Origin of the sequence: Teichococcus rhizosphaerae (genome assembly GCF_002631185.1) — a bacterium.
GTDB classification, from domain to species: Bacteria; Pseudomonadota; Alphaproteobacteria; order Acetobacterales; family Acetobacteraceae; genus Pseudoroseomonas; species Pseudoroseomonas rhizosphaerae.
The window spans coordinates 92,398-113,218 of record NZ_PDNU01000004.1 but is presented as its reverse complement, the minus strand read 5'-3'; the positions used below and the strand labels follow the sequence as shown (position 1 = coordinate 113,218).

21 protein-coding genes and 1 tRNA gene are annotated in these 20,821 nt (G+C 74.1%); 14 read left to right on the top strand and 8 right to left on the bottom strand.

Going from position 1 to position 20,821, the window contains the following annotated elements; all coding sequences use genetic code 11:
• Nucleotides 1–15 precede the first annotated feature (15 nt).
• Nucleotides 16–1,188 carry a patatin-like phospholipase family protein gene (locus CR162_RS04850; protein ID WP_099094406.1) on the top strand — a complete coding sequence of 391 codons (1,173 nt, stop codon included), beginning with the start codon at nucleotides 16–18 and terminating at the stop codon, nucleotides 1,186–1,188.
• A gap of 69 nt (nucleotides 1,189–1,257) precedes the next feature.
• On the opposite strand, the gene CR162_RS04845 is transcribed toward CR162_RS04850, so the two are convergent.
• A complete protein-coding gene (locus CR162_RS04845) occupies nucleotides 1,258–3,573 on the bottom strand; it encodes a molybdopterin guanine dinucleotide-containing S/N-oxide reductase (protein WP_099094405.1) in 2,316 nt (771 codons plus the stop codon).
• Nucleotides 3,574–3,712: 139 nt separating this feature from the next.
• Here CR162_RS04845 and CR162_RS04840 point away from each other — a divergent pair, with 139 nt between their 5' ends.
• From CR162_RS04840 to CR162_RS04805, 7 genes are all read left to right on the top strand, one after another.
• On the top strand, nucleotides 3,713–4,186 hold the full coding sequence (locus CR162_RS04840) for a YccF domain-containing protein (RefSeq protein WP_099094404.1): 474 nt from the start codon (nucleotides 3,713–3,715) through the stop codon (nucleotides 4,184–4,186).
• A gap of 11 nt (nucleotides 4,187–4,197) precedes the next feature.
• The gene (locus CR162_RS04835) at nucleotides 4,198–5,481 is read left to right on the top strand and encodes a flavin monoamine oxidase family protein (protein WP_099094403.1); all 1,284 of its coding nucleotides are present in this window, start codon (nucleotides 4,198–4,200) and stop codon (nucleotides 5,479–5,481) included.
• A gap of 46 nt (nucleotides 5,482–5,527) precedes the next feature.
• Nucleotides 5,528–6,781: an ABC transporter permease gene (locus tag CR162_RS04825; protein ID WP_245870127.1), complete on the top strand. Its 1,254-nt coding sequence runs from the start codon at nucleotides 5,528–5,530 to the stop codon at nucleotides 6,779–6,781.
• Nucleotides 6,782–6,867: 86 nt separating this feature from the next.
• Nucleotides 6,868–7,653 (top strand): ABC transporter ATP-binding protein, encoded by a 786-nt coding sequence (locus CR162_RS04820; RefSeq protein WP_099094448.1) that lies wholly within the window; start codon nucleotides 6,868–6,870, stop codon nucleotides 7,651–7,653.
• A 4-nt stretch (nucleotides 7,654–7,657) separates the two neighbouring features.
• A complete protein-coding gene (locus tag CR162_RS04815; protein WP_099094402.1) occupies nucleotides 7,658–8,680 on the top strand; it encodes an MlaD family protein in 1,023 nt (340 codons plus the stop codon).
• A 14-nt stretch (nucleotides 8,681–8,694) separates the two neighbouring features.
• Nucleotides 8,695–9,312, top strand: a complete 618-nt coding sequence (locus CR162_RS04810; RefSeq protein WP_099094401.1) for an ABC-type transport auxiliary lipoprotein family protein — start codon at nucleotides 8,695–8,697, stop codon at nucleotides 9,310–9,312.
• A gap of 195 nt (nucleotides 9,313–9,507) precedes the next feature.
• Complete coding sequence (locus CR162_RS04805) at nucleotides 9,508–10,143, top strand: hypothetical protein (protein ID WP_099094400.1); 636 nt, start codon at nucleotides 9,508–9,510, stop codon at nucleotides 10,141–10,143.
• 66 nt (nucleotides 10,144–10,209) lie between these two features.
• Here the strand turns inward: CR162_RS04805 and CR162_RS04800 are convergent, their stop codons facing one another.
• Together CR162_RS04800 and CR162_RS04795 are read right to left on the bottom strand one after the other, a co-directional pair.
• Entirely contained in the window at nucleotides 10,210–10,875 is a 666-nt protein-coding gene (locus CR162_RS04800) for an OmpW/AlkL family protein (protein ID WP_176559727.1), read from the bottom strand.
• A 94-nt stretch (nucleotides 10,876–10,969) separates the two neighbouring features.
• Entirely contained in the window at nucleotides 10,970–11,977 is a 1,008-nt protein-coding gene (locus CR162_RS04795) for a Bug family tripartite tricarboxylate transporter substrate binding protein (RefSeq protein ID WP_099094399.1), read from the bottom strand.
• A 157-nt stretch (nucleotides 11,978–12,134) separates the two neighbouring features.
• Here CR162_RS04795 and CR162_RS04790 point away from each other — a divergent pair, with 157 nt between their 5' ends.
• From CR162_RS04790 to CR162_RS04775, 4 genes are all read left to right on the top strand, one after another.
• Nucleotides 12,135–13,808: a formate--tetrahydrofolate ligase gene (locus tag CR162_RS04790; RefSeq protein WP_099094398.1), complete on the top strand. Its 1,674-nt coding sequence runs from the start codon at nucleotides 12,135–12,137 to the stop codon at nucleotides 13,806–13,808.
• Nucleotides 13,809–13,824: 16 nt separating this feature from the next.
• Nucleotides 13,825–15,030 (top strand): methyltransferase domain-containing protein, encoded by a 1,206-nt coding sequence (locus CR162_RS04785; RefSeq protein WP_099094397.1) that lies wholly within the window; start codon nucleotides 13,825–13,827, stop codon nucleotides 15,028–15,030.
• Nucleotides 15,031–15,275: 245 nt separating this feature from the next.
• Nucleotides 15,276–15,731, top strand: a complete 456-nt coding sequence (locus CR162_RS04780; protein WP_099094396.1) for a flagellar biosynthesis repressor FlbT — start codon at nucleotides 15,276–15,278, stop codon at nucleotides 15,729–15,731.
• Entirely contained in the window at nucleotides 15,731–16,066 is a 336-nt protein-coding gene (locus CR162_RS04775) for a flagellar biosynthesis regulator FlaF (protein ID WP_099094395.1), read from the top strand. Before CR162_RS04780 ends, CR162_RS04775 begins: the two co-directional genes overlap by 1 nt.
• A gap of 17 nt (nucleotides 16,067–16,083) precedes the next feature.
• On the opposite strand, the gene CR162_RS04770 is transcribed toward CR162_RS04775, so the two are convergent.
• Together CR162_RS04770 and CR162_RS04765 are read right to left on the bottom strand one after the other, a co-directional pair.
• Nucleotides 16,084–17,226, bottom strand: coding sequence for a hypothetical protein (locus CR162_RS04770; RefSeq protein WP_099094394.1), 1,143 nt, complete (start codon nucleotides 17,224–17,226; stop codon nucleotides 16,084–16,086).
• Between the two features lie 5 nt (nucleotides 17,227–17,231).
• A complete protein-coding gene (locus CR162_RS04765; protein ID WP_099094393.1) occupies nucleotides 17,232–17,813 on the bottom strand; it encodes an adenine phosphoribosyltransferase in 582 nt (193 codons plus the stop codon).
• A 241-nt stretch (nucleotides 17,814–18,054) separates the two neighbouring features.
• Here CR162_RS04765 and CR162_RS04760 point away from each other — a divergent pair, with 241 nt between their 5' ends.
• On the top strand, nucleotides 18,055–18,249 hold the full coding sequence (locus tag CR162_RS04760; RefSeq protein WP_099094392.1) for a DUF2842 domain-containing protein: 195 nt from the start codon (nucleotides 18,055–18,057) through the stop codon (nucleotides 18,247–18,249).
• 89 nt (nucleotides 18,250–18,338) lie between these two features.
• On the opposite strand, the gene CR162_RS04755 is transcribed toward CR162_RS04760, so the two are convergent.
• The gene (locus CR162_RS04755) at nucleotides 18,339–19,088 is read right to left on the bottom strand and encodes a TorF family putative porin (RefSeq protein ID WP_099094391.1); all 750 of its coding nucleotides are present in this window, start codon (nucleotides 19,086–19,088) and stop codon (nucleotides 18,339–18,341) included.
• Nucleotides 19,089–19,259: 171 nt separating this feature from the next.
• Nucleotides 19,260–19,336 (bottom strand) — tRNA-Pro (locus tag CR162_RS04750).
• A gap of 161 nt (nucleotides 19,337–19,497) precedes the next feature.
• Here CR162_RS04750 and CR162_RS04745 point away from each other — a divergent pair.
• Nucleotides 19,498–19,962: a c-type cytochrome gene (locus CR162_RS04745; protein ID WP_099094390.1), complete on the top strand. Its 465-nt coding sequence runs from the start codon at nucleotides 19,498–19,500 to the stop codon at nucleotides 19,960–19,962.
• A gap of 70 nt (nucleotides 19,963–20,032) precedes the next feature.
• Here the strand turns inward: CR162_RS04745 and CR162_RS04740 are convergent, their stop codons facing one another.
• Nucleotides 20,033–20,704 (bottom strand): cytochrome b/b6 domain-containing protein, encoded by a 672-nt coding sequence (locus tag CR162_RS04740; protein ID WP_099094389.1) that lies wholly within the window; start codon nucleotides 20,702–20,704, stop codon nucleotides 20,033–20,035.
• Nucleotides 20,705–20,821: the final 117 nt, after the last annotated feature.

The following is a 20,821-nucleotide window of genomic DNA, read 5'->3' as shown; positions in this document are numbered from 1 at the left end:
ACGGAGGAGAGCCCCATGGATGCAGCAGAGCCGCCCCGTTCCGGGCTGGACCGGCACGGCTTCCGCCCCGGCGACCCGTGGCGGCCCGAGAGGTGCCGGCGGGTGGCCCTGGTGCTTCAGGGCGGCGGCGCGCTCGGCGCCTACCAGGCGGGCGTCTATGAGGCGCTCGACGAGGCGGGCGTGGCGCTGGACTGGATCGCCGGCGTCTCGATCGGCGCCATCAACGGCGCGCTGATCGCCGGGAACCCTCCGGGAAAGCGCGTCGCCGCCCTGCGCGCCTTCTGGGACCGGGTGACGAGCGACCGCATCTGGCCGCTGGCGCTGCCGGATGGCGACCTGTTCCGCCAGTGGCGGCACGAGGCCTCGGCGGCGCTGACCATGCTGCAGGGCCAGCCCGGCTTCTTCACGCCCAACCACCCGAACCCCTGGTTCTCCCTGCCGGGCGCGCGCACCGCCACCGCCTTCTACGACAGCGCGCCCCTGCGCGAGACGCTGCGCGCGCTGGTGGACTTCGACCTGCTGAACGACGGCGCCACCCGCTTCTCGGTGGGGGCGGTGAACGTGGCCAGCGGCAACTTCGCCTTCTTCGACAGCGGCCGGATGCGCATCACCGAGGCGCACATCATGGCCTCCGGCGCGCTGCCGCCCGCCCTGCCCATGGTGCAGGTGGGCACGGACTGGTTCTGGGATGGCGGCCTCGTCTCCAACACGCCGCTGCAACACCTGCTGGAGAACCTGGAGGGGCGCAACACCCTGGCCTTCCAGGTGGACCTGTTCAGCGCGCGGGGGATGGTGCCGCGGTCCATGCCCGCCGTGATGTCGCGCGAGAAGGACATCCGCTACAGCAGCCGCACCCGGCTGGTGACCGATGCCTACCGCAAGTTCCGCGACCTGGAGATGGAGCTGAGGCGCGCCCTGGAGCTGGTGCCGCCGGAGCGGCTGGATGCCGGCCAGCGCGCCCTGAAGCAGCGGCTGGAGCGGATGCCGGAGGTGGTGATCCTGCAGCTGATCTACCAGCAGCAGGCCCATGAGGGGCAGGCCAAGGACTACGAGTTCTCCACCGCCACCATGCACGCCCACTGGCAGAGCGGCCTGGAGGACACCCGCGCCACGCTGCAGCACGGCCAGTGGCTGGCCATGCCCGAGCCCGGCAGCGGCATCCAGGTGCACGACATCCACCGCCCCTGAGAGCGCCGGCCCCGAACCGCTGGCAAAGGGGCGGGGGCCGGCCGGGGATCCTTACCCCCTTCCTTGCTCCTATTCCGCCGCCAGCGCCTCCGCCCCCGGCGGGTCCCAGGCCCGCACCGGCGGCAGGTTGCCGGCGAACCTCTCCACCTCCAGCGTGGTGAGCTGCCCCGTGCAGCCCTGCGCCAGGCTGGAGGTGCCGGCATCGCGCGTCAGCACGTTCGGGTTGCCGTGGACGCAGAGCGGGTTGTCCTCCGCCGGGTCCGCCGGGTCGTACCAGGCGCCGGTGGCGAGCTGCACCACGCCCGGCATGACGGCGTCGCTCAGCGAGGCGGCGGCGAGGCAGGCACCGCGCGCGTTGTGCAGCCGCACGATGTCGCCCTCGGCGATGCCGCGCGCGGCGGCGTCCTTGGGGTGGATGCGCATCACCTCCCGCCCGCGCCGCTTGGCGCCGGCGCTGGTGCCGCCGAAGTCGAGCTGGCTGTGCAGGCGCGTGGCCGGCTGGTTGGCCACCAGCCAGAGCGGGCTGCCTGCGGCCGGCACATCGGTGGGGGCGAGCCAGGCGGGGTGGCCGGGGCAGTCGGCATAGCCGAAGCCCGCGATGGTCTCGGAGAAGATCTCGATCCGCCCGCTCGGCGTCGGCAGCGGGTTGGCCGCCGGGTCCTCGCGGAAGGCGCGCAGGATGCCGCCATCGTCCGGCGCCTGGGGCAGGGCCAGCTCGCCCACCCGCCAGAATTCCTCGAAATCCGGCGCCGGCTCGCCGCGGGCGGCCATGGCCTCGCGGGTCTGCTCGTAGAGGTGGCGCAGCCAGCCCCGCGCGTCCCGCCCCTCGGTGAAGGCCGCCTCGCAGCCCAGCCGCGCGGCGAGGCCGGCGAAGATGGCGTAGTCGTCCCGCGCCTCGCCCACAGGTTCGGCCAGCTTGTGCATGGCCACCAGCAGCGGGTCGTTGGGCGAGCCGGCGATGTCCTCCCGCTCCAGCGACATGGTGGCGGGCAGCACGATGTCAGCGTGCTTGGCGGTGGCGGTCCAGGCGCTCTCATGCACCACCAGCGTGTCGATGCCGGCGAAGGCGCGGCGCAGGCGGTTGAGGTCCTGGTGGTGGTGGAACGGGTTGCCGCCCGCCCAGTAGACCAGCCGGATGCCGGGATAGGCGAGGCGCTGGCCGTTGTAGTCGAAGGGCGCACCGGGGTTCAGCAGCATGTCGCTGACGCGGGCGACGGGGATGAAGTCCCGCACCCCGTTCTTCCCCTGCGGCAGGCTGGCGATCGGCACGGCGTTGGCGCGCTTGCCGTAATGGGCGATGGCGCCGAGCGCGTAGTTGTAGCCGCCGCCGGGCAGGCCGATCTGCCCCAGCATGGCCGCCAGCACCGCGCCCATCCACACCGGCTGCTCGCCATGCTCGGCGCGCTGGAGGGAATGGGCCATGCTGATCAGCGTGCGGCTGGCCGCGGCGTCCCGCGCCAGCTGGCGGATGCTCTCCGCCGGCACGCCGCAGATCGCGCTGGCCCAGGCGGCGTCCTTCGGCTGGCCGTCGGCGGCGCCGGTCAGGTAGGGGGCGAAGCGCTCCCAGCCGGTGCAGTGGGTGGCCAGGAAGGCGGTGTCGTGCAGCCCCTCGGCCAGCAGGGTGTGCGCCATGCCCAGCATCAGCGCCGTGTCGGTGCCGGGGGTGATGGGCAGCCACTCGGCGCCCGCCTCCTCCGGCAGGTCGTCCCTCAGCGGGCCGATCAGCACGAAGCGGGCACCGCGCGCGGCGGCGGCGGCCATCGCGCCGCGCTCGACATGCCGGCTGACGCCGCCGCTGGCCACCGCGCTGTTCTTCACCGCCATGCCGCCGAAGGAGAGCACCAGCCCGGTGTGCTCCACGACCTGCTCCCAGGTGACGTTGCGGCGCGTGACGGCCTCGAACGGCCCCAGGATGTGCGGGATGATCACCGCCGAGGCGCCGGCGCTGTAGCTGTTCACCGACCGCACATAGCCGCCGAGCGCGATGTTGAGGAAACGGTGGATCTGGCTCTGCGCATGGTGGAAGCGCCCGGCGCTGGCCCAGCCATAGGAGCCGCCGAACACCGCCTGCGGGCCGTGCGCGTCCCGCACCCGGGCCAGCTCGCCCGCCAGCAGCGCCAGCGCCCGCTCCCAGGAGACGGGGACGAACGCGTCCCGCCCGCGCGCGTCGCTCGGGCCGGGGCCGCGCTCCAGCCAGCCGCGCCGCACCATGGGCTGGGTGATGCGCGCCCTGTGGCGCAGCGCGTCTGGGAAATTTTGTAAGATCGGCGAGGGGTCGGGATCCGCCGGATGCGGCTCGACCACCAGCGCGCCGTCCTTCCAGCCGGCCTGGAAGGCGCCCCAATGCGCGGCGTGCGGCCGCATCCTGGCATCCTGTTCCGCCATCTCCTGCTTCCTCCGCTGCGATCGCCCTGGACCGACCCCATATGGAGGCCAGTGTGCGACCGCCGGCCCGGCCTGTCACCCCGCTTCCGGGGTGGGGCAACCCGGCGCCTCCGCCCGGCATTGCCGCAGCGGGAACCCGATGGAGAACGAATTGGCGCTGCTGCTGAACATCCTGTGGAACGTCTTCGCCCTCGGCTTCGTCACGGCGGCGATGTGGCTGCTGGCCGCGGTGCTGATGACCGTCACCATCATCGGCATTCCCTGGGCCCGCGCCTGCGTGACCATGGCGAGCTACAGCTTCCTCCCCTTCGGCCGCAGCCTCGTCTCGCGCGAGGACCTGACCGGCGTCGGCTCCATCGGCACCGGGCCGCTCGGGCTGCTGGCCAACCTCGTCTGGTTCCTGCTGGCCGGCATCTGGCTGTGCATCTCGCACCTGACGCTGGCGGCGGCGATGGCGGTCACCATCATCGGCCTGCCGCTGGCCTGGGCGCATCTGAAGCTGGCGGGTGCCGCCATCTTCCCGGTGGGCAAGCGCGTGGTGCCGAACGAGGTGGCCGATGCCATCTCGCTCGGCCGTGGCCGCGCCGCCTGGGGCCGGATGCGCGGCGGCTGAGCACGCCTCCCATGGCCGATCCCGACATCCTGGTGGTGGGGGCCGGCGCCGCCGGCCTCGCCGCGGCGCGCGCCGCCATGGCCGCCGGGCGGAGCGTGCAGGTGCTGGAGGCGCGCGGCCGGCCCGGCGGCCGCGCCTGGACCGACGCCGCCACGCTGGGCGCCCCCTTCGACCTGGGCGCCACCTGGCTGCACCAGGCGCATGACAACCCGCTGGCGCCGCTCGCCGGCGGCGCCGCGCCCTTCGACCACGACGCGGTGCGCCATTCCCTCTGCCTGATCGCCCGCCGCCCGGCGAGCGAGGCGGAGACGGCCGCCTATGACGCCACCTACGCCGCCTTCCACGCCCGGCTCCGCGCCGCCCTGGCCGACGCGCCACCCGATGCCTCGGCCGCCGACTTCGCTCCGCGCGGCGGCGCCTGGGATGCCACGGTGGCGCATTGGGAAGGCCCGGTGATCTGCGCCGCGCGGCTGGCGGAGATGGACCTGCGGGACTTCCTCGATACCCAGCTCGATGCGCCGAACTGGCTGCTGCCGCAGGGGCTGGGGAGCTTCCTGTCCGGCTTCGCCGCCGGCCTGCCCATCGCCTATGGCGCGGTGGTGGAGCGGCTGCGCTGGGGCGGGCCGGGGGTGGTGGCGGAGGGCGCCTTCGGCCGCGTCGCCGCCCGCGCCGCCATCGTCACCATTCCCACTTCCCTGATCGCCGCCGGCGCGCCGCGCTTCGACCCGCCCCTGCCGCACCGGACCGGGCAGGCGGCGCATGACCTGCCGCTCGGCCTGCTGAACAAGGTCGGCCTGCGCGCGGCGGGGGAGGACCGCCTGGGTCTCGCCCCCTTCACCGGGCTGGAGCGGCGGGTGGAAACGGAGGACGAGGCGGCGATGAGCTTCATCGCCTGGCCTTTCGGGCATGACCACCTGATGGGCTTCCTCGGCGGCCCCGCCGCCTGGGAGGCCAGCCGCGAGGGGCCGCGCGCCCTGGAGGCGCTGGCCCGCGCCGAGCTGCGCCATGCCTTCGGCGCGCGTGCTGGCGCGGCGCTGGCCGGCATGCCCATGCTCGCCAGCGACTGGGGCAACGATCCCTTCGCGCGCGGCGCCTATTCCCATGCCCGCCCCGGCCGGGCCTCGGCGCGGCGCGTGCTCGGCGAGCCGCTGGCGGGCGGCCGCCTCTGCTTCGCCGGCGAGGCCTGCCACCCGCGCCTCGCCGCCACGGTGGGGGGCGCTTGGGAAAGCGGCGAATGGGCGGCGCGCGCCGCGCTGGACAGCCTCGAAGGGATGGAGCGGGAGATGCCCGCGTGAGGAAGGCCTTAAAATTCCGCTCCCGCTCGCCTATTTGCTGCACCGCATGACGGACCAGGCAGAACAGGCGGGCTTCGACCGTCAGGGCGACACGCTGCGGCTGCACGGGCCGCTCACGACGCGGCAGGTGGGAAGGCTCTGGGAGCCGCTGCTCAAGGCCGCGCGCGGTGCCCGCCGGCTCGACCTGTCCGGCGTCACCGCGCTCGACACCACGGGCGCCGCCCTGGTGCTGCGCGGCGCGGCGGTGGCCGGCGGCGGAGCCGCTGAAGGAATGGGCGGCGGAGCCGCTGAAGGGATGGGCGGCGGAGCCGCTGGGACAGGCGCTGGCGGAGCCGCTGAGGCGGCGGCCGGCAGGAAAGGCGGGGGTGCCGGGGCGGAAGGCGTGCGGGCGGAGGGCGTGCGGGTGGAGGGCGTGCGGGTGGAGGGCGCCAGCCCGCCGGTCGCCGCCGTGCTTCAGCGGGCGCGGGCCGCGCTGGAGGCACCGCGCCCGGCCGCAGCGCCCAGGCCGCTGCCTTTTGTGGGCCGCGTCGGCGCCTGGGCGGTGGGCGGGCTGCGCCGCCTTCGCGCCTCCACGGGCTTCCTCGGCGAGACGGTGCTGATGGGGCTGGCCGTGGTGCCGCAGCCCCGCCGCCTGCGCCTGGCCGACCTGATGCGCCACTTGGACGAGGCCGGGCTGCGCGCCTTTCCGCTGGCGATCCTGCTGGGCACGCTGATCGGCGTCATCCTGGCCTTCCAGTCCTCCATCCCGATGCGGCAGTTCGGCGCCGAGATCTTCATCCCGCCTCTGGTCGGCATCTCGCTGATCCGCGAGCTGGGGCCGCTGATCGCCGCCATCATCGTCGCCGGCCGCACCGGCTCGGCCTATGCGGCCGAGCTTGGCACCATGACGGTGAACGAGGAGGTGGACGCGCTGCGGATCATGGGGGTGGACCCCGTCAGCATGCTGGTGCTGCCGCGGCTGGCGGCGGCGCTGCTGGTGATGCCGGTGCTGGCGCTGCTGGTGAACCTCACCGGGCTGTTCGGCATGGGGGTGGTGATGGGCACGCTGGGCTTCCCCGCGGCCCTGGTGCTGAACCAGCTTTCCGAGTGGCTCACACTGGGCTCGCTGCTGGGCGGGCTGTTCAAGGCGGCGGTGTTCGGCCTCGTCATCGCCGGCATCGGCTGCCGCGCGGGGCTCGGCGCCGGGCGCGGCCCGCGCGCGGTGGGGGATGCCGCCACCCAGGCGGTGGTCGGCGGCATCGTCGCCACCGTGGTGCTGGACGGCCTGTTCGCCGTGCTGTTCTACCGGCTGGGATGGTGAGCATGGCCGGCATGGAAGTCACCGGAGGGGACGTGACCGGGCAGGACGTGACCGGGCAGGACGTGACCGGAAAGGACGCAGCCGGGATGGAGGGGACCATGCGGGACGCGGCGGGAAGGGCGGACGCCCCCGCCGTGGTCGGCGCGCGCGGCGTGACCATGGCCTTCGGCGACAACGTGCTGTTCCGCGACGTCACCTTCGAGGTGCGCCAGGGCGAGGTGTTCGTCATCCTCGGCGGCTCGGGCTCCGGCAAGTCCACCCTGTTGAAGCTGCTGATCGGCCTGCACCGGCCGACCGGGGGCGAGATCCGCATCCTGGGCGAGGACCTGGGCGCGGCGCGCGGCCAGGAGCGGCGCGAGCTGCTCTCGCGCATCGGCGTCATGTGGCAGTCCGGCGCGCTGTTCGGCAGCATGACGCTGCTGGAGAACGTGATGCTGCCGCTCGAGGAGCACACCCGCCTGCCGCGCGCGGCGCGCGAGGAGGTGGCGCGCGTCAAGCTCGGCCTCGTCGGCCTGTCGGACGCGGCCGACAGGCTGCCGGCGGAGATCTCGGGCGGCATGGCCAAGCGCGCCGGCATCGCCCGCGCCATGGCGCTCGACCCGCCGCTGCTGTTCCTCGACGAGCCCTCGGCCGGGCTCGACCCCATCACCTCCGCGGGCCTCGACCAGCTGATCCGAGACCTCGCGCGCGACCTCGGGACCACCTTCATCGTCGTGACCCACGAATTGCAGAGCATCCTGGCCATTGGCGACCGTTGCATCATGCTGGACAAGCAGGCCAAGGGCATGATCGCCGAGGGCGACCCCCGCGCGCTGCGCGACCACGCGACGCACCCGACCGTGCGCGCCTTCTTCCGCCGGGAGGCGGCCTGACACCATGGCGAGTTCCAGCAGCCTCTATGTCCGCGTCGGCGCCCTGATCCTGGTCGGGCTGGCGCTTGGCCTCGGCTTCCTGCTGTTCCTGACGGGCGGCGGCTTCGGCCGGCAGAGCATCGTCTTCGAAACCTACCTGGAGGAAAGCGTCACCGGCCTCGAGGTGGGCGCGCCGGTGCGCTACCGCGGCGTGCAGATCGGGCAGGTGAGCCAGGTCGGTCTGGTCAACGCCGAATACCCGCCGAGCAGCCGCAACGCGGCGCTGGAGGCCTTCCAGCTCGTGCTGGTCCGCCTGTCGCTGGACCCCGCCAAGGCGACGGTGCGCAGCCAGGAGCAGGCCATGCGCTCGGTGGAGCGCGGGCTGCGCGCCCGGCTTTCCAGCCAGGGCATCACCGGCGTCGCCTATATCGAGCTGGACTTCGTCAGCCCCGAGCGATTCCCGCCGCGCGAGGTGCCCTGGGAGCCGGACTACCCGGTGGTGCCCTCCATGCCCTCCACCGTGGCGCAGGTGCAGAACGCGGCGGAGGCCATCCTGTCCCGCATCCAGCAGGCGCCGCTGGAGCAGCTGCTGGACGATGTCAGCGGCATTGTCCGCACCCTGCGCACCCAGGTGGACGAAGGCGACTTCGCTCACCTTCTGGCCGAGGCGGCGCAGACCATGGCGCTGCTGCGCCAGGTGGTGCAGAGCTCCGACGTGCCCGCCATGGTGGCCGAGCTGCGCGGCGTGGCGGCCGACCTGCGCACCACCTTCGCCGGCCCCGAGATCCGCGAGGCGCTGGCCAACACCGGCGCCGCCACCGAGGAGATGCGCCGCGCCCTGACCCGGCTGCCCGCCGTCATCGGCGCGCTGGAGCAGACGGCGCGGGCGGCGCGCAACACCACGCAGGACACCAATGCCGACCTCGCGCCGATCCTGCGCGACCTGCGCGCCGTGGTGAGCAATTTGCGCGACACCACCGAGACGCTGCGCCGCGCCCCCGGCCAGGCCATCTTCGGCGCGCCGCCGCCGCCGCCCGCCAACCGCTGATGAGAGCCCCCCGCATGAACCGACGCCTGCTGCTCCTGGCCCTGCCTGCGCTGGCTTCGCTGCCCCTGGGCGCCTGCAGCGTCATCCCCGAGCGGCCCTATGTCGAGACCAAGCGCTTCCCGCTCGATCCGCGGCGGGATGGCCCGCCGGGCCGGCGCGGACGCGGGCGGGTGCTGCAGGTGCGGCTGATGCGCGCGGCCCCCGGCCAGGACACGCGCGGCCTGCGCACGCTGCGCGAGGACGGCACCGTCTCGGTCGATTTCTACGCCGAATGGAGCGCGCCGCCGGTGGAGCTGGCCGAGGAGGCGATGCGCCGCTGGCTTTCCGCCTCCGGCCTGTTCAACGGCGTGGTGGCCACCGGCAGCCGCGTCAGCCCCGATCTGGTGCTGGAGAGCGAGCTGACGGCGCTGCATGCCGATCTGGAGAAGGGCGAGGCGGTGGCCGGGCTCTCCGTGGTGCTGCTGCGCGAGACGGGCGGCGATGCGCAGCTTCTCACCCAGCTCGCCATCCGCGGCACGGCGCTGCTCCCGCCGCAGCGCCCGCTGCCGCCGGAGGCGCTGGCCGAGTCGATGAAGGAGGCCATGGCCAGCGCCCTGGGCGCGCTGGAGCAGGGGCTGGCGCGCTACGCCTGAGCGGGGCGGTGGCACGGGGTGGCGGTGCCCGGCGCCGTGCCCCATCCGTTTTTCGTCCGCTGCCCATCTTCCGTTAACGGTTGAGCAAGCCGCCTCCGGATAATCTCAAAAACGAGACGGGCGGCTGGCACGTCGCCCTTTCGGCCTGAGGGGCGGGAGCGGCGGGCCAGGCCGGAAAGGGAAGGGGCTTTTCGCATGCCGAGCGCGGATCCGTGGGACGAGGCATGGGATGCCTATGAGGCCCGCAGCCGGGACCCTGGCCCCGCCGAGCCGGCCCCGGCGGAGCGGATGGCGCGAGGGGAAGGCGTGCTGCCCGGGGAACAGGTGGCGCCCAGGGAACAGCCCGGGGAACAGGTGGCGCCAGGGCGGCGGCTGGCGGTCTGGCTTGCGGCTGGAGGGCTGGCGGGGCTGCTGGCGCTTGCCACGCCCGTGCTGCAGCTGATGGGGCTGATGCTCCGCCACGACGCCGCGGGGCTGCTGGCCGCCCTTCCGGCGAACGGGGCCGCGCTGCGGTTCGAAGCCCCCGCCGGCACCGCGCAGGGCGCTTCCCGGCCCTATCTGGGAGGGCTCGCCTCGGCTCTGGCCGCTGGCGCGCGCGACCCGGCCGCGGTGGCGCGGCTGCTGGAAGCGCGCCGGCTCGCCGCGCCGCCGCTGCGCGACCCGGCGGTGGGTCCGGCCGGAACGGTGCGCCTCGCCTGGCCGCTGGGCTGGGGCGCGGCGCGGCTGGAATTGCTGCCGCGCGAGGGAGGCGGGGGGTTGTCGCTCGACCTGGCCTGGCGCCAGGGAAGCTGGGAAATCCGGCAGGTGACGCTGCGGTCCGGGGCCGGGTAGCCCGGTCCGGACCGCCGGGGCCCCGGCGCGGCCGGCACGAGGGCCGGCCAGCCGGGGAGAGGTGCCTCAGAAGCGGTAGCGCAGCGCCGCGCCCACGATCCACGGGTCGAGGTCGGCGCGGGCGCCGATGGCGCCGCCATTGACCGACACGTCCGGGCGCAGGAACAGCTTCTTCACGTCCAGGTTCAGGCCCCAGTTCGGGGTCAGGGCATAGTCCACGCCGGCGTTCAGCGCCCAGCCCCAGCTGTTCTCCACATCCACCTTGCTCACCGGAGGGGTGCGGCCGCCGCCCTCGCCATAGAACACGGTGTAGTTCACGCCGGCGCCCACATAGGGGCTGAGGCGCGCGGCGGGCAGCGGGTGGAACTGCAGGGTGAGGGTGGGCGGCAGCACCCAGACCCGGCCGAGATCGACATCGCCCAGCGCCGAGCCCTGCACCGACACGTCATGCCGGCTGGTGGCGGCGATGAGGTTGAGCGACAGGTTCGAGGTGAGGAAGTAGGTCAGGTCGAGCTGCGGGGTCAGGGTGTCGGAGGCTTCCGGCTTGCCGCCGATGGCATCCACCCGGCCGCCCTTCTGCGGCAGCACGCCGATGGCGCCGAAGCCCACCACCAGGTCGCCCGCCTGCTTGCCCCGGAAGCCCGGCAGCTCTCCCATCAGGCCCTGGGCCTGGGCGGGCGCCCCCATCAGGGCGGCACCCATGGCGGCGCCCATCAGGGCGCCGCGCGTCATCTTGTTCACGACCAACCTCTCGTTCCAGGCGGCGCGGGCGCCGCCGTGGAGGGGAATAGGTCGGCTGGGCGGCCAGATCCTTGATCTGGATCATTCACTCGGCGGTGATGCCCGCGGTCTGGATCACCTGCCGCCAGCGCGCGATCTCGGCGCGCTGGAACCGGCCGAACTCCTCCGGCGTGTTGCCCACCACCATGAGGCCGATCTGCTCCAGCCGCGGCTTCACCTCCGGGTGGTGCAGCGCCTCGGCTACGGCGGCATGGACGCGGTCGCGCAGCGCGGCGGGCATGTTGGCCGGCGCCATCACCGCCTGCCAGGAGGTGACGACGAAGTCCGCCAGCCCCGCCTCGGCGGCGGTGGGCACGTCGGGCAGCACGGGGTGGCGCTTCGCATCCGTCACCATCAGCGCGCGCAGCCGCCCGCCCTGGATGTGGCCCGCCACGGTGCCGAGGTTCTGGAAGGACATCTGCACGTTGCCGGCGATCAGGTCGGTCGCCGCCGCGGCGCCGCCGCGATAGGGCACATGCGCCACGTCCGTGCCGGTGCGCTGCTTGAACAGCTCCGCCGTCATCTGGTCGGAGGAGCCGACGCCGCTGGTGGAGTAGCTTGCCTTGCGGGGGTTGGCCTTCAGCCATTCCACCAGCTCGGCCATGGTCCTGGCGGGCACCTTCTCGGGGTTCACCACCAGCACGTTGGGCGTGGTGACGGCGAGGCTGATGGGGGTGAAGTCCTTCACCGGGTCGTAGCCCAGCTCCGGCCGCAGCGCCGCGTTGATGGCATAGACGCCGATCGAGCCCACCATCAGCGTGTGGCCATCCGGCTCGGCGCGGGCCAGCAGGCGCCCGGCCACCTCGCCATTGGCGCCGGCGCGGTTCTCCACCACCACGGGCTGGCCGATGGTCTGGCTCATGCGATTGGCGATGGCGCGCGCCACGATGTCGGACGGGCCGCCGGCGACGAAAGGCACCAGCATGGTGACGGGGCGGCTGGGCCAGGCGGTCTGGGCGGCCGGTTGCTGGGCCAGCGCGGCGGAGCCGGGGGCGAGGAAGGCGGGCAGCAGCGGCAGGCCGCCCAGCAGGGCGGCGAGTGTGCGGCGGCGCATGGACGTTTCTCCGTGTTGTTCTGTTTCTGGCGGTACGATGACATGACGGCGCCCGCCCTGGCCAGGGGGACGGGCCGGACCGGACGCCCGGGCCTGTCTTGCCGGCATGGAACGCTGCGGATAAGCCGTTGCCTCCGTAAGCCGGCAGGATGACTCCATGGTGACCGACCTCGACATCGCGCGGGCCGCGCGGCTCCTTCCCATCCAGGAGATCGCGGCGCGCGCCGGCATCCCGGAGGCGGCGCTGGAGCCCTATGGCCGGCACAAGGCGAAGGTCGGGCTGGAATTCGCCACCGCGCGCGACGGCGCCGCGCCGCGCGGCGCGCTGGTGCTGGTCACCGGCATCAGCCCCACCGCGGCGGGCGAGGGCAAGACCACCACCACCATCGGGCTTGGCGACGCGCTGAACAGCCTCGGCACCCGCGCCATGATCGCGCTGCGCGAGCCCTCGCTCGGGCCCTGCTTCGGCGTCAAGGGCGGCGCCACGGGCGGCGGCCGCGCGCAGGTGGCGCCGATGGAGGAGATCAACCTCCACTTCACCGGCGACTTCCACGCCATCACCTCCGCGAACAACCTGCTGGCGGCGATGCTGGACAACCACCTCTACTGGGGCAACGAGCTGGGCCTCGATGCCCGCCGCGTTTCCTGGCGCCGCGCCATCGACATGAACGACCGCGCGCTGCGGCAGGTGAACGCGGCGCTGGGCGGCGTGCCCAACGGCTTCCCGCGCGAGGACGGCTTCGACATCACCGTGGCCTCCGAGGTGATGGCGGTGTTCTGCCTGTCGAAGAACCTGGAGGAGCTGCAGCAGCGCCTGGGCCGCATCATCGTCGGCCAGACGCGGGACGGGCGCAACGTCACGGCGCGCGACCTGAAGGCCGATGGCGCCATGGCCGCGCTGCTGCGCGACGCGCTGGCGCCCAACCTGGTGCAGACGCTGGAGGGCAGCCCGGCGCTGGTGCATGGCGGGCCCTTCGCCAACATCGCGCATGGCTGCAACAGCGTCATCGCCACGCGCCTGGCGCTGCAGCTCGCCGACGTGGTGGTGACGGAAGCCGGCTTCGGCGCCGATCTCGGTGCCGAGAAGTTCCTCGACATCAAGTGCCGCAGCGCGGGCCTCGCGCCCTCCGCCTGCGTGGTGGTGGCCACGGTGCGGGCGCTGAAGATGCATGGCGGCGTGGCGAAGTCGGCGCTCGGCGCGGAGGATGTCGCCGCCGTCACGCGCGGCGCGGCGAACCTGCGGCGCCATGTGCAGAACATGCAGAAGTTCGGCCTGCCCGTGGTGGTGGCGCTGAACCGCTTCACCAGCGACACGGCGGCCGAGATCGCGGCGGTGCAGGCGGCGGTGCGGCCGCTCGGCGTCGAGGCCATCCTCTGCACCCACTGGTCGGACGGCGCGGCGGGCGCGGCGGACCTCGCCCGCGCGGTGCAGGCGCTCATCGCCGGCGGCACGGCGAGCTTCGAGCCGCTCTACAACGACCACATGTCGCTGCAGGGGAAGATCGAGACGGTGGCGCGCGAGATCTACCACGCCGCCAGCGTTTCCGTGCCGCCGCCCGTGGCGGCGAGGCTGCGGCGCTTCGAGGAGCAGGGCTTCGGCCATGTGCCCGTCTGCATCGCCAAGACGCAGTACTCCTTCAGCGCCGATCCCACGCTGATGGGGGCGCCGGAGGGGCATGTGCTGCCGCTGCGCGAGGTGCGGCTCTCGGCCGGCGCGGGCTTCGTCGTCGCCATCTGCGGCGAGATCATGACCATGCCCGGGCTGCCGCGCCGCCCCGCTGCCGAGAGCATCGGCCTCGACGCGGAAGGGCGCATCGAGGGGCTGTTCTGAACCGGCCGCGCCGCGCATGAGCGACGACGCGGCGCTGCTGCGCCAGGCCGCCGCGCGCCATGCCGCCGGCGCGCTGGAGGAGGCGGAGGCGCTTTACGCGCAACTCCTGGCCCGCAGCCCGGACGACGCCAACGCGCTGAACCTGCTCGGCACGCTGCACCGCCAGCGTGGCGAGCTGGCGCGCGCCCTGCCGCTCATCCGCCGGGCGGTGACGCTGCGGCCGGAGGCGCCGGTGTTTCTCGCCTCGCTCGGCGGCGCGCTGGCCGAGGCGGGGGAGCTCGAGCCGGCGGTGGCGGCGCTGCGGGCGGCGCTGGCCCGGCGGCCGGATGACGCGGTGGCGCTGCGCAACCTGGGGCAGGCGCTGTGCGGCCTCGGCCAGGCGCGCGCGGCGCTGGCGCCGCTGCGCCAGGCGGTGAAGCTGGCGCCCCACGCCGCCGAGCCGAAGCTGGCCCTGGCCCATGCCTGCCGCGAGGCCGGCGCGCTGCCAGAGGCCATCCGCATGGCCGAGGCGGCGCTGGCGCGCCCCGGGCCGGACCCGGCGGTGGCGGCGCAGGCGCGTTTCCTGCTCGCGGCGCTCGGCCGCGCGCCGATGCCGGAGCGCGCCCCCGCCGCCTATGTGCGCGACCTGTTCGACCAGTACGCGCCGCGCTTCGAGGCGGACCTCACCGGCCGGCTCGGCTACCGCACCCCCGCCGCCCTGGCGGAGCTGCTGCGCGACTCGGGAATTGCCGCGGCGGCGGCGCTGGACGTGCTCGACCTCGGCTGCGGCACCGGGCTTTCGGGGGTGGCGCTGGCGCCCTTCGCGCGGCGGCTGGAGGGGCTCGACCTTTCGCCGCGCATGCTGGCCGAGGCCGCGCGCCAGGGCTGCTACGCCGCCCTGCACGAGGCGGACCTGCTGGACTTCCTGCCCCGGCACCCTGCCGCCTTCGACCTGATCGCCGCGGCCGACGTGCTGAACTACCTGGGCGACCTGGCGCCGGCGCTGGCGGCGCTGCGCGGCGCGCTGCGGCCGGGAGGGCTCGCGCTGTTCAGCGTCGAGCTGGGGGAGGGGGAGGGCGGCTACGCGCTCGGCCCCGGCCTGCGCTACCGCCACGCACTGCCGGCCCTGCGCGCGCTCTGCGCCGAGGTGGGCCTCGCCGCCGTGGCGGAGCGCCGGGACGTGCTGCGCCTGGAACAGGGCTCCCCCGTGCAGGGCGCCCTGATGCTGCTCCGCCAGGCGTGAAGGCGAGGGCCCGGCGGCGCCCCGCGGCCTCAAGCCCCTGTTAACGTCCTGCATCGCAGATTGAGCCACCGTCACCACCGGCGGCGGCAGGGGGGAAGCCAGCCCCCGCGAGCCAGGAGCAGGACCCGAGATGTGTTGAAGCCCCGCACGCATGGGCGCGGCACCGGCGGCTTCCGCCTGCGGCCCCGAGCTTTCCCGCCATCCGCCCGGCGCCAGGCGCCCGGGCCCCGAAGGACCGCCTGCTCATGTCCACGCTTGTGCTCGAACTGCGCCAGGGCGATCTGCTGGTCGTCAACGGCGCTCCGCTGCGCTTCCGCAACCGTGCCCGGGTGGAGCTGACCAGCCGCGCGCGCTTTCTCTTCGGCAAGCAGATCATGACGCCCGAGGCCGCCACCACGCCGGCCAGGCGCATCTATTTCGCCCTGCAGGCCGCCTATATCGGCAATGACGAGGAACGCGAGCGCGGCCTCGAACTGGCGCGCGACCTGGTCGCCGAGTTCCAGGGCGCCACCACCTCGGGCCTGGTGCGCGAGTTGCTGGAAAGCGCCCTGGCGCTGGCCCAGCAGGACGAGTGCTACCAGGCGCTGAAGCTGGTCCGGCGCGTCATGCAGCACGAGGACGCCGTGCTGCGGGACGCGGAGCCGGCGATTCCCTCCCGCCCCCCCTCTCCCCCCGGCGAAGGGGCGGGGGCGGTGGCGTGATGGCGCGCGATGGCGGCATCGCCCCGGGGCGCGCCTTCCTGGAAGGCCGCGCGGCGGAGGCCGAGGCGTTCCGCGCGGCGGTGTCGCGGCTACGGCAGGCGCGGTCGGGCGGCAGCGGGCGCCGCGCGGCGGCGGTGCGCGTCACGCGCCGGCTGTGGCAGGCCGTGCTGCTGGCGGTGAGCAGCCCCGGCTGCCCGCTGCCCGAGGCGCTGCGGGACGGCTTCGGGCTGCTGGGCAGCGCCGTGCTGCGCGAGCTGGAGCGGGAGCAGCCCGACCTCGACTTCCTGATCATGGTCAACGAGCAGGTGATGGCGGGTCTCGCCACCTACCACTGAGGATGCGGCCCGTGGGTTCAGCCGGCCTGCCAGCGCAGCCGCCGCAGCAGCCATTCGCGGTAGGCCAGCACCGCGTCGGGGGCCGGGCAGAGCGGCGCGATGGTGGCGCGCGCCTCGGCGCCCACCAGGGCGGGGGCGGTGGTCTCCGCCGGCTGCCGCGCCTCATCCTCCTGCCAGAGCAGGGCGGCACGGCGCCAGGCGGCGACCACGTCGGCCGAGGTGAGGGCGGGCAGCATCAGCGCCGCGCGCAGCCGCAGCGCCGCGAAGCCCGCCTGCGCCGCGGCCAGCGCGGCGGGGCGGAGCGCGGGCAGGGCGCTGGCGGCGGGAAGCTCGGGGTTCTCCCGCCGGCCGGGCGTGTCCAGCTCCAGCCAGGGGGTCAGGCCATGGCGGCGCGCCTGGGCGGCGGCGGCGGGCGCCGCGATCACCACGGCATCCGCCGCGCCCTGGGCGAGGGCGCTGGGAGCATCGGCCGCGGCGATGCCGAAGACGGGCAAGGCGGGCTGGCCCAGCAGGTCCAGCGCCAGCAGCGCCGCCGCCTCCGGCGCGTCGGGGCCGGGCAGCGCCAGCCGCAGCGGCCGCGTGGAAGGGGCGGCGGGAGCGTGGCCGGCCAGCACCGCCCCCTGCCAGGAGACGCAGAGCGGCAGCCAGCTTTCCGGCTGGAACTGGGCGCGGCTTTCCCCCACCAGCCGGGCATGGGCGGCAAGGCCTGGCAATACCAGCAGGGTGCGGCCATCGCCGGCTTCCAGCGTGGCGAAGCGGTTGGCCGCCGTGACGCCGTCCGGCCCGCCCAGGATGGTGGCGCGCAGCGCCACGGCATGCGGCAGGCCGCGCGCCAGCCCCGCCATCACGCCGCGCGCCCAAAGCGCCGCGGCACCGCCCTCGGGGCCGGGCAGCAGCAGCGTCACGTTGTCGGCCGCCAGGGAGGCGGGGGCGGTGGCGGCGGGTGCGAGGTTCGGCGGCACGAGGCCCGGGGGGACGAGGCCGGCGGGATTGGGCTGCCCGCGCAGCGGCAAGGGCAGGGCGGGCAGCAGGGCCGCCGCGCCGGCCAGCCGCAGCCAGGCCCGCCGTGGCAGGGCCCGCTGCGGCAGGGCCTGCGGGGCCCGCGGCTCGCCGCCGGGCGGCGGAGCCGTGAAGGGGGAGGAAGTGCCGCGCCCCGCCATGCCGCTCAGTCGTCGTAGGCGGCCAGGGTCTCGACCGGCACGTCGATGCGGGCGCGGCCGTTCAGGAAGCGCAGCTCGATCAGCGTCGCCGCCACCGGCACCTCGGCCCCCGCCCGCTTCAGCAGCTGGATGGCGGCGGCCATGGTGCCGCCGGTGGCCAGCAGGTCGTCCAGCAGCACCACGCGCTCGCCGGGGCGGAGCGCGTCGGCCTGCATCTCGATGCGGTCCTGGCCGTATTCGAGGTCGTAGTCGTAGCCGATGGTGGCGCCCGGCAGCTTGCGCGGCTTGCGCAGCATGATGAAGCCGAGGCCCAGCTCCAGCGCCAGCGGCGCCGCCATCAGGAAGCCGCGGCTCTCGATGCCGGCCAGCAGCGTCGGCTCATAGGGGCGGATGACCTCGGCCAGCCGGTCCATCGCGCCGCGCCAGGCGGGGCCGTTCCGCAGCAGGGTGGAGATGTCGTAGAACAGGATGCCCGGCTTCGGGAAATCCGGCACGCTGCGGATATGCGCCTTCAGGTCGAAACCTCCGGCGCCGGAGGGAGCGCCGGAGGAGGCACCGGAGGCGGGGGGGAGGCCGGTGTCGGGCATCGGGGTCTTTCAATCGGCAGGAGGTGGCAGCCAGCAGGCAAGGTTGGGTGGGCGGCATGGCCCGTCCGGTCGGGGCGGAGACTAGGCGCCCGGGCCCGCCGCTGCAACGCAAGCCGCGCGATGCGCCGCAGGGCGGGGGGGGGCGGGGTGGCGGCCGGAACGGAGGAGCGTGGCCGGAACAGAGGGGATCCGCGCCCGATCAAGGCTTGGCGAAGCGGCGCGCTCCTGCCAAGAGCAGGCCATGCCGCGCATCCTTCTCGCCTGCCTGGCGGGCTTCCTGTTCCTGCTCCTTTACCTGGTGGCGGTGCTGCGCATTGCCGACCTGGTGCTGGGCCTGCACTGGGCACTCCAGGTGCCGTTCTTCATGCTGGCCGGCTTTGTCTGGGTGTTCCCGATCCGGGCCCTGATGATCTGGGCGGCCCGCCCGCAACGCTGAGGCGCGCCGGGGGCGGGAAGCCCCGAGGCCATTTCCCCAAAGGCCACCCCGTGGGAGCGTTCCCTGCGGAGCGCCCCTCGGGTCGGGCCTCAGAAGGCGCGGCTCAGCATCACCATCGCCCGCGCGTCGCACAGCTTGGTGCCGGCGAAGCACTCCGCCTTGGAAAGGTCGGTGTCGTAGTAGCCGACCGTCAGGGTGAAGCCCGCCACCACCTCGCGCGACAGGGCGACAGACCAGTTGGCATAGTCCGGCGCGCCGTAGCGCGGGTTCCTGTCGATCCACTGGTAGCCGTAGCGGCCGGCCAGGGTGACGTCGAGCGGCAGCGCCACATCGGCGCCGCCCTCGAGGTAGAAGGCCGAGCCGGCCTCGAAGTAGAAGTCCGGCGAATAGGCGGCGCTGCCGACGAACTTGACTGCGTCCAGGGTGTAGCTCGCCTTCGCGACCGCCTCGAAGTAGTTGTACTCGTAGCTGCCCGCCGGCTTGTCGTAGCCGGGATAGGTGTAGAACACCCCGCCCAGGTCCAGGCTCACCGGCCCCACCTCGAAGCGGTACCCGGCCAGCAGGTCCAGCTCCTGCCGTGCATTGCTGCCGGGAAAGGCGACGTTGCTGAGAAAGGCGCCGACATACAGCCCCGTCTCGTGCTGCACGTCGAGCGCCAGCGAGAGCGCGGGCCGGTTGCGCGTCTGCGAGATGCCGCGGAACAGGTAGTCCGAGGAGATGGCGGGCGTCGCCGTGACGGTCAGGCCGGCGCTATCGATCGTGGTCTGCGCCGCTGCGGGCAGGCCCAGCGGCAGAATGCCCAGAGCAAGGGCAGCGGCGGTGGCAAAGGAAGGCTTCATGGGCAGGTTCCCTCCAGCCGGAAGCCTCGTGCTTCCAGTGGCAACCGATGCCTTAGCAAAATGTGTGCAACTTCACGGCGCCGTGCCCGCCTGGGGGTGTGGAATCAGAAAGCCCCGCCCGCCTTGGCCCTTTCCGGGCTGGCGGGCAGGGCTTTCCCCGGCCGGATCATTTGGTCGGAGCGAGAGGATTCGAACCTCCGGCCCCTGCGTCCCGAACACAGTGCTCTACCAGGCTGAGCTACGCTCCGTCGTTCCGGCCGGCGCGTCCTCTCGGGCACGGCGCGGCGTATAGCGGCAGGCGGGGGTGCCAGCAAGGGCGCCCGGGCCATGGCGGAGAAGAAAAAGTCACTTTTCTGCCGCGCCCGCCATGCTGTGATACGGCGGGACGGCAACAGGAGAGAGTTCCGACATGCGGATGACAGGAGCCCGGCTGGCGGGCGTGGCAATGGCGGCGATGGCCCTGGCGGCCATGGGGCAGGCGGTTCCGGCGCTGGCCCAGGGCGGCGCGGGGGACGTGGTGGCCGAGCGCAAGGCCGGGCTGAAGCAGATGAGCGGGCATCTGGAGGCCATCAAGGAGATCCTCGATTCGCGTGGCGCGCTGGAGCCGGTCGCCGGGCGCGCCGCCGAGATGCAGCGCTTCTTCGAGACCTTTCCCGCCCGCTTCCCGCCGGGCAGCGACACGGGCGAGAGCCGCGCCCGGCCCGCCGTCTGGTCCGAGCGCGCCGGCTTCGAGCAGGCGAGCGCCAACATGGTGGCGGCGCTCGGCAAGCTGCGCGCCGCCGCCGCCTCGGGCGATGCCGGGGCCACTTCCACCGCCTTCCGCGAGGCGGGCGGCACCTGCGGCGCCTGCCACCGCAACTACCGCGCGCGCTAGGCGGCGCCGCCCTGGCGTGTCTCGGGGCGCGCTCCCTGGCGCCGCCCCTGGCGCCGCCCGGCCATGCCGCTCAGCCGAGGCGGGAGAGGAGCCACACCGCCCCGGCGGCGAGCGCCAGCAGCGCCGCCGCGCGCAGCGGCGGGGCGATGCGCGGCGCCGTGGCGGCCAGCGGCGCGGGCAGCCACTTGCCCCCGGTGAGCATCGGCAGCACCAGGTTCTGCCCCTTCACCAGCGCGTAGAGCGCCACCACCGCCACGTGCAGCGCCGCCAGCGCCAGGATCAGGTTGAAGTTGCGGATGTGCAGGAAGGTCATCCAGTCGCTGACGGCGGCCGGGGCATGGGCCGCCAGCGGCCCGCGGGTGAAGATCATGTCGTCGGCGAAGAGGCCGCTCACCGCCTGCAGCAGCAGCGTGGCCAGCATCGCCAGAACCATCCAGCCGCCGGCGGCGTTGTGGCCGAGCTCGGTGTCGGGGGCGGGCCGGAAGAAGTGCCGCAGATGCCCGAGCGCCGCCAGCGGCGAGCGCAGGAAGCGCGAGAAGCGCGCCGTGTCGGACCCCACCACGCCCCAGGCGAGGCGGAACAGCAGCAGTGCCAGGATGGCGTAGCCGCTGGTCATGTGCAGATCCATGCGCGACGTCTCGGCCGTCCACCAGGACAGGCCGAGCAGGGCCACGATCAGCCAGTGCGTCAGCCGCACCCAGCCATCCCAGACCTGAACGCGAATCCTTGTCTCGTTGCGCATCGCAGCCTTGCTCCCATGGCCTGTGGCAGGGCAGCATTCAGCATTTCACCGGCCCCCTCCCGCAAGAGGCCGGAATGCCGGGCCATTGGCGCTATGGCCGGATCGCGGGAAGGGTCG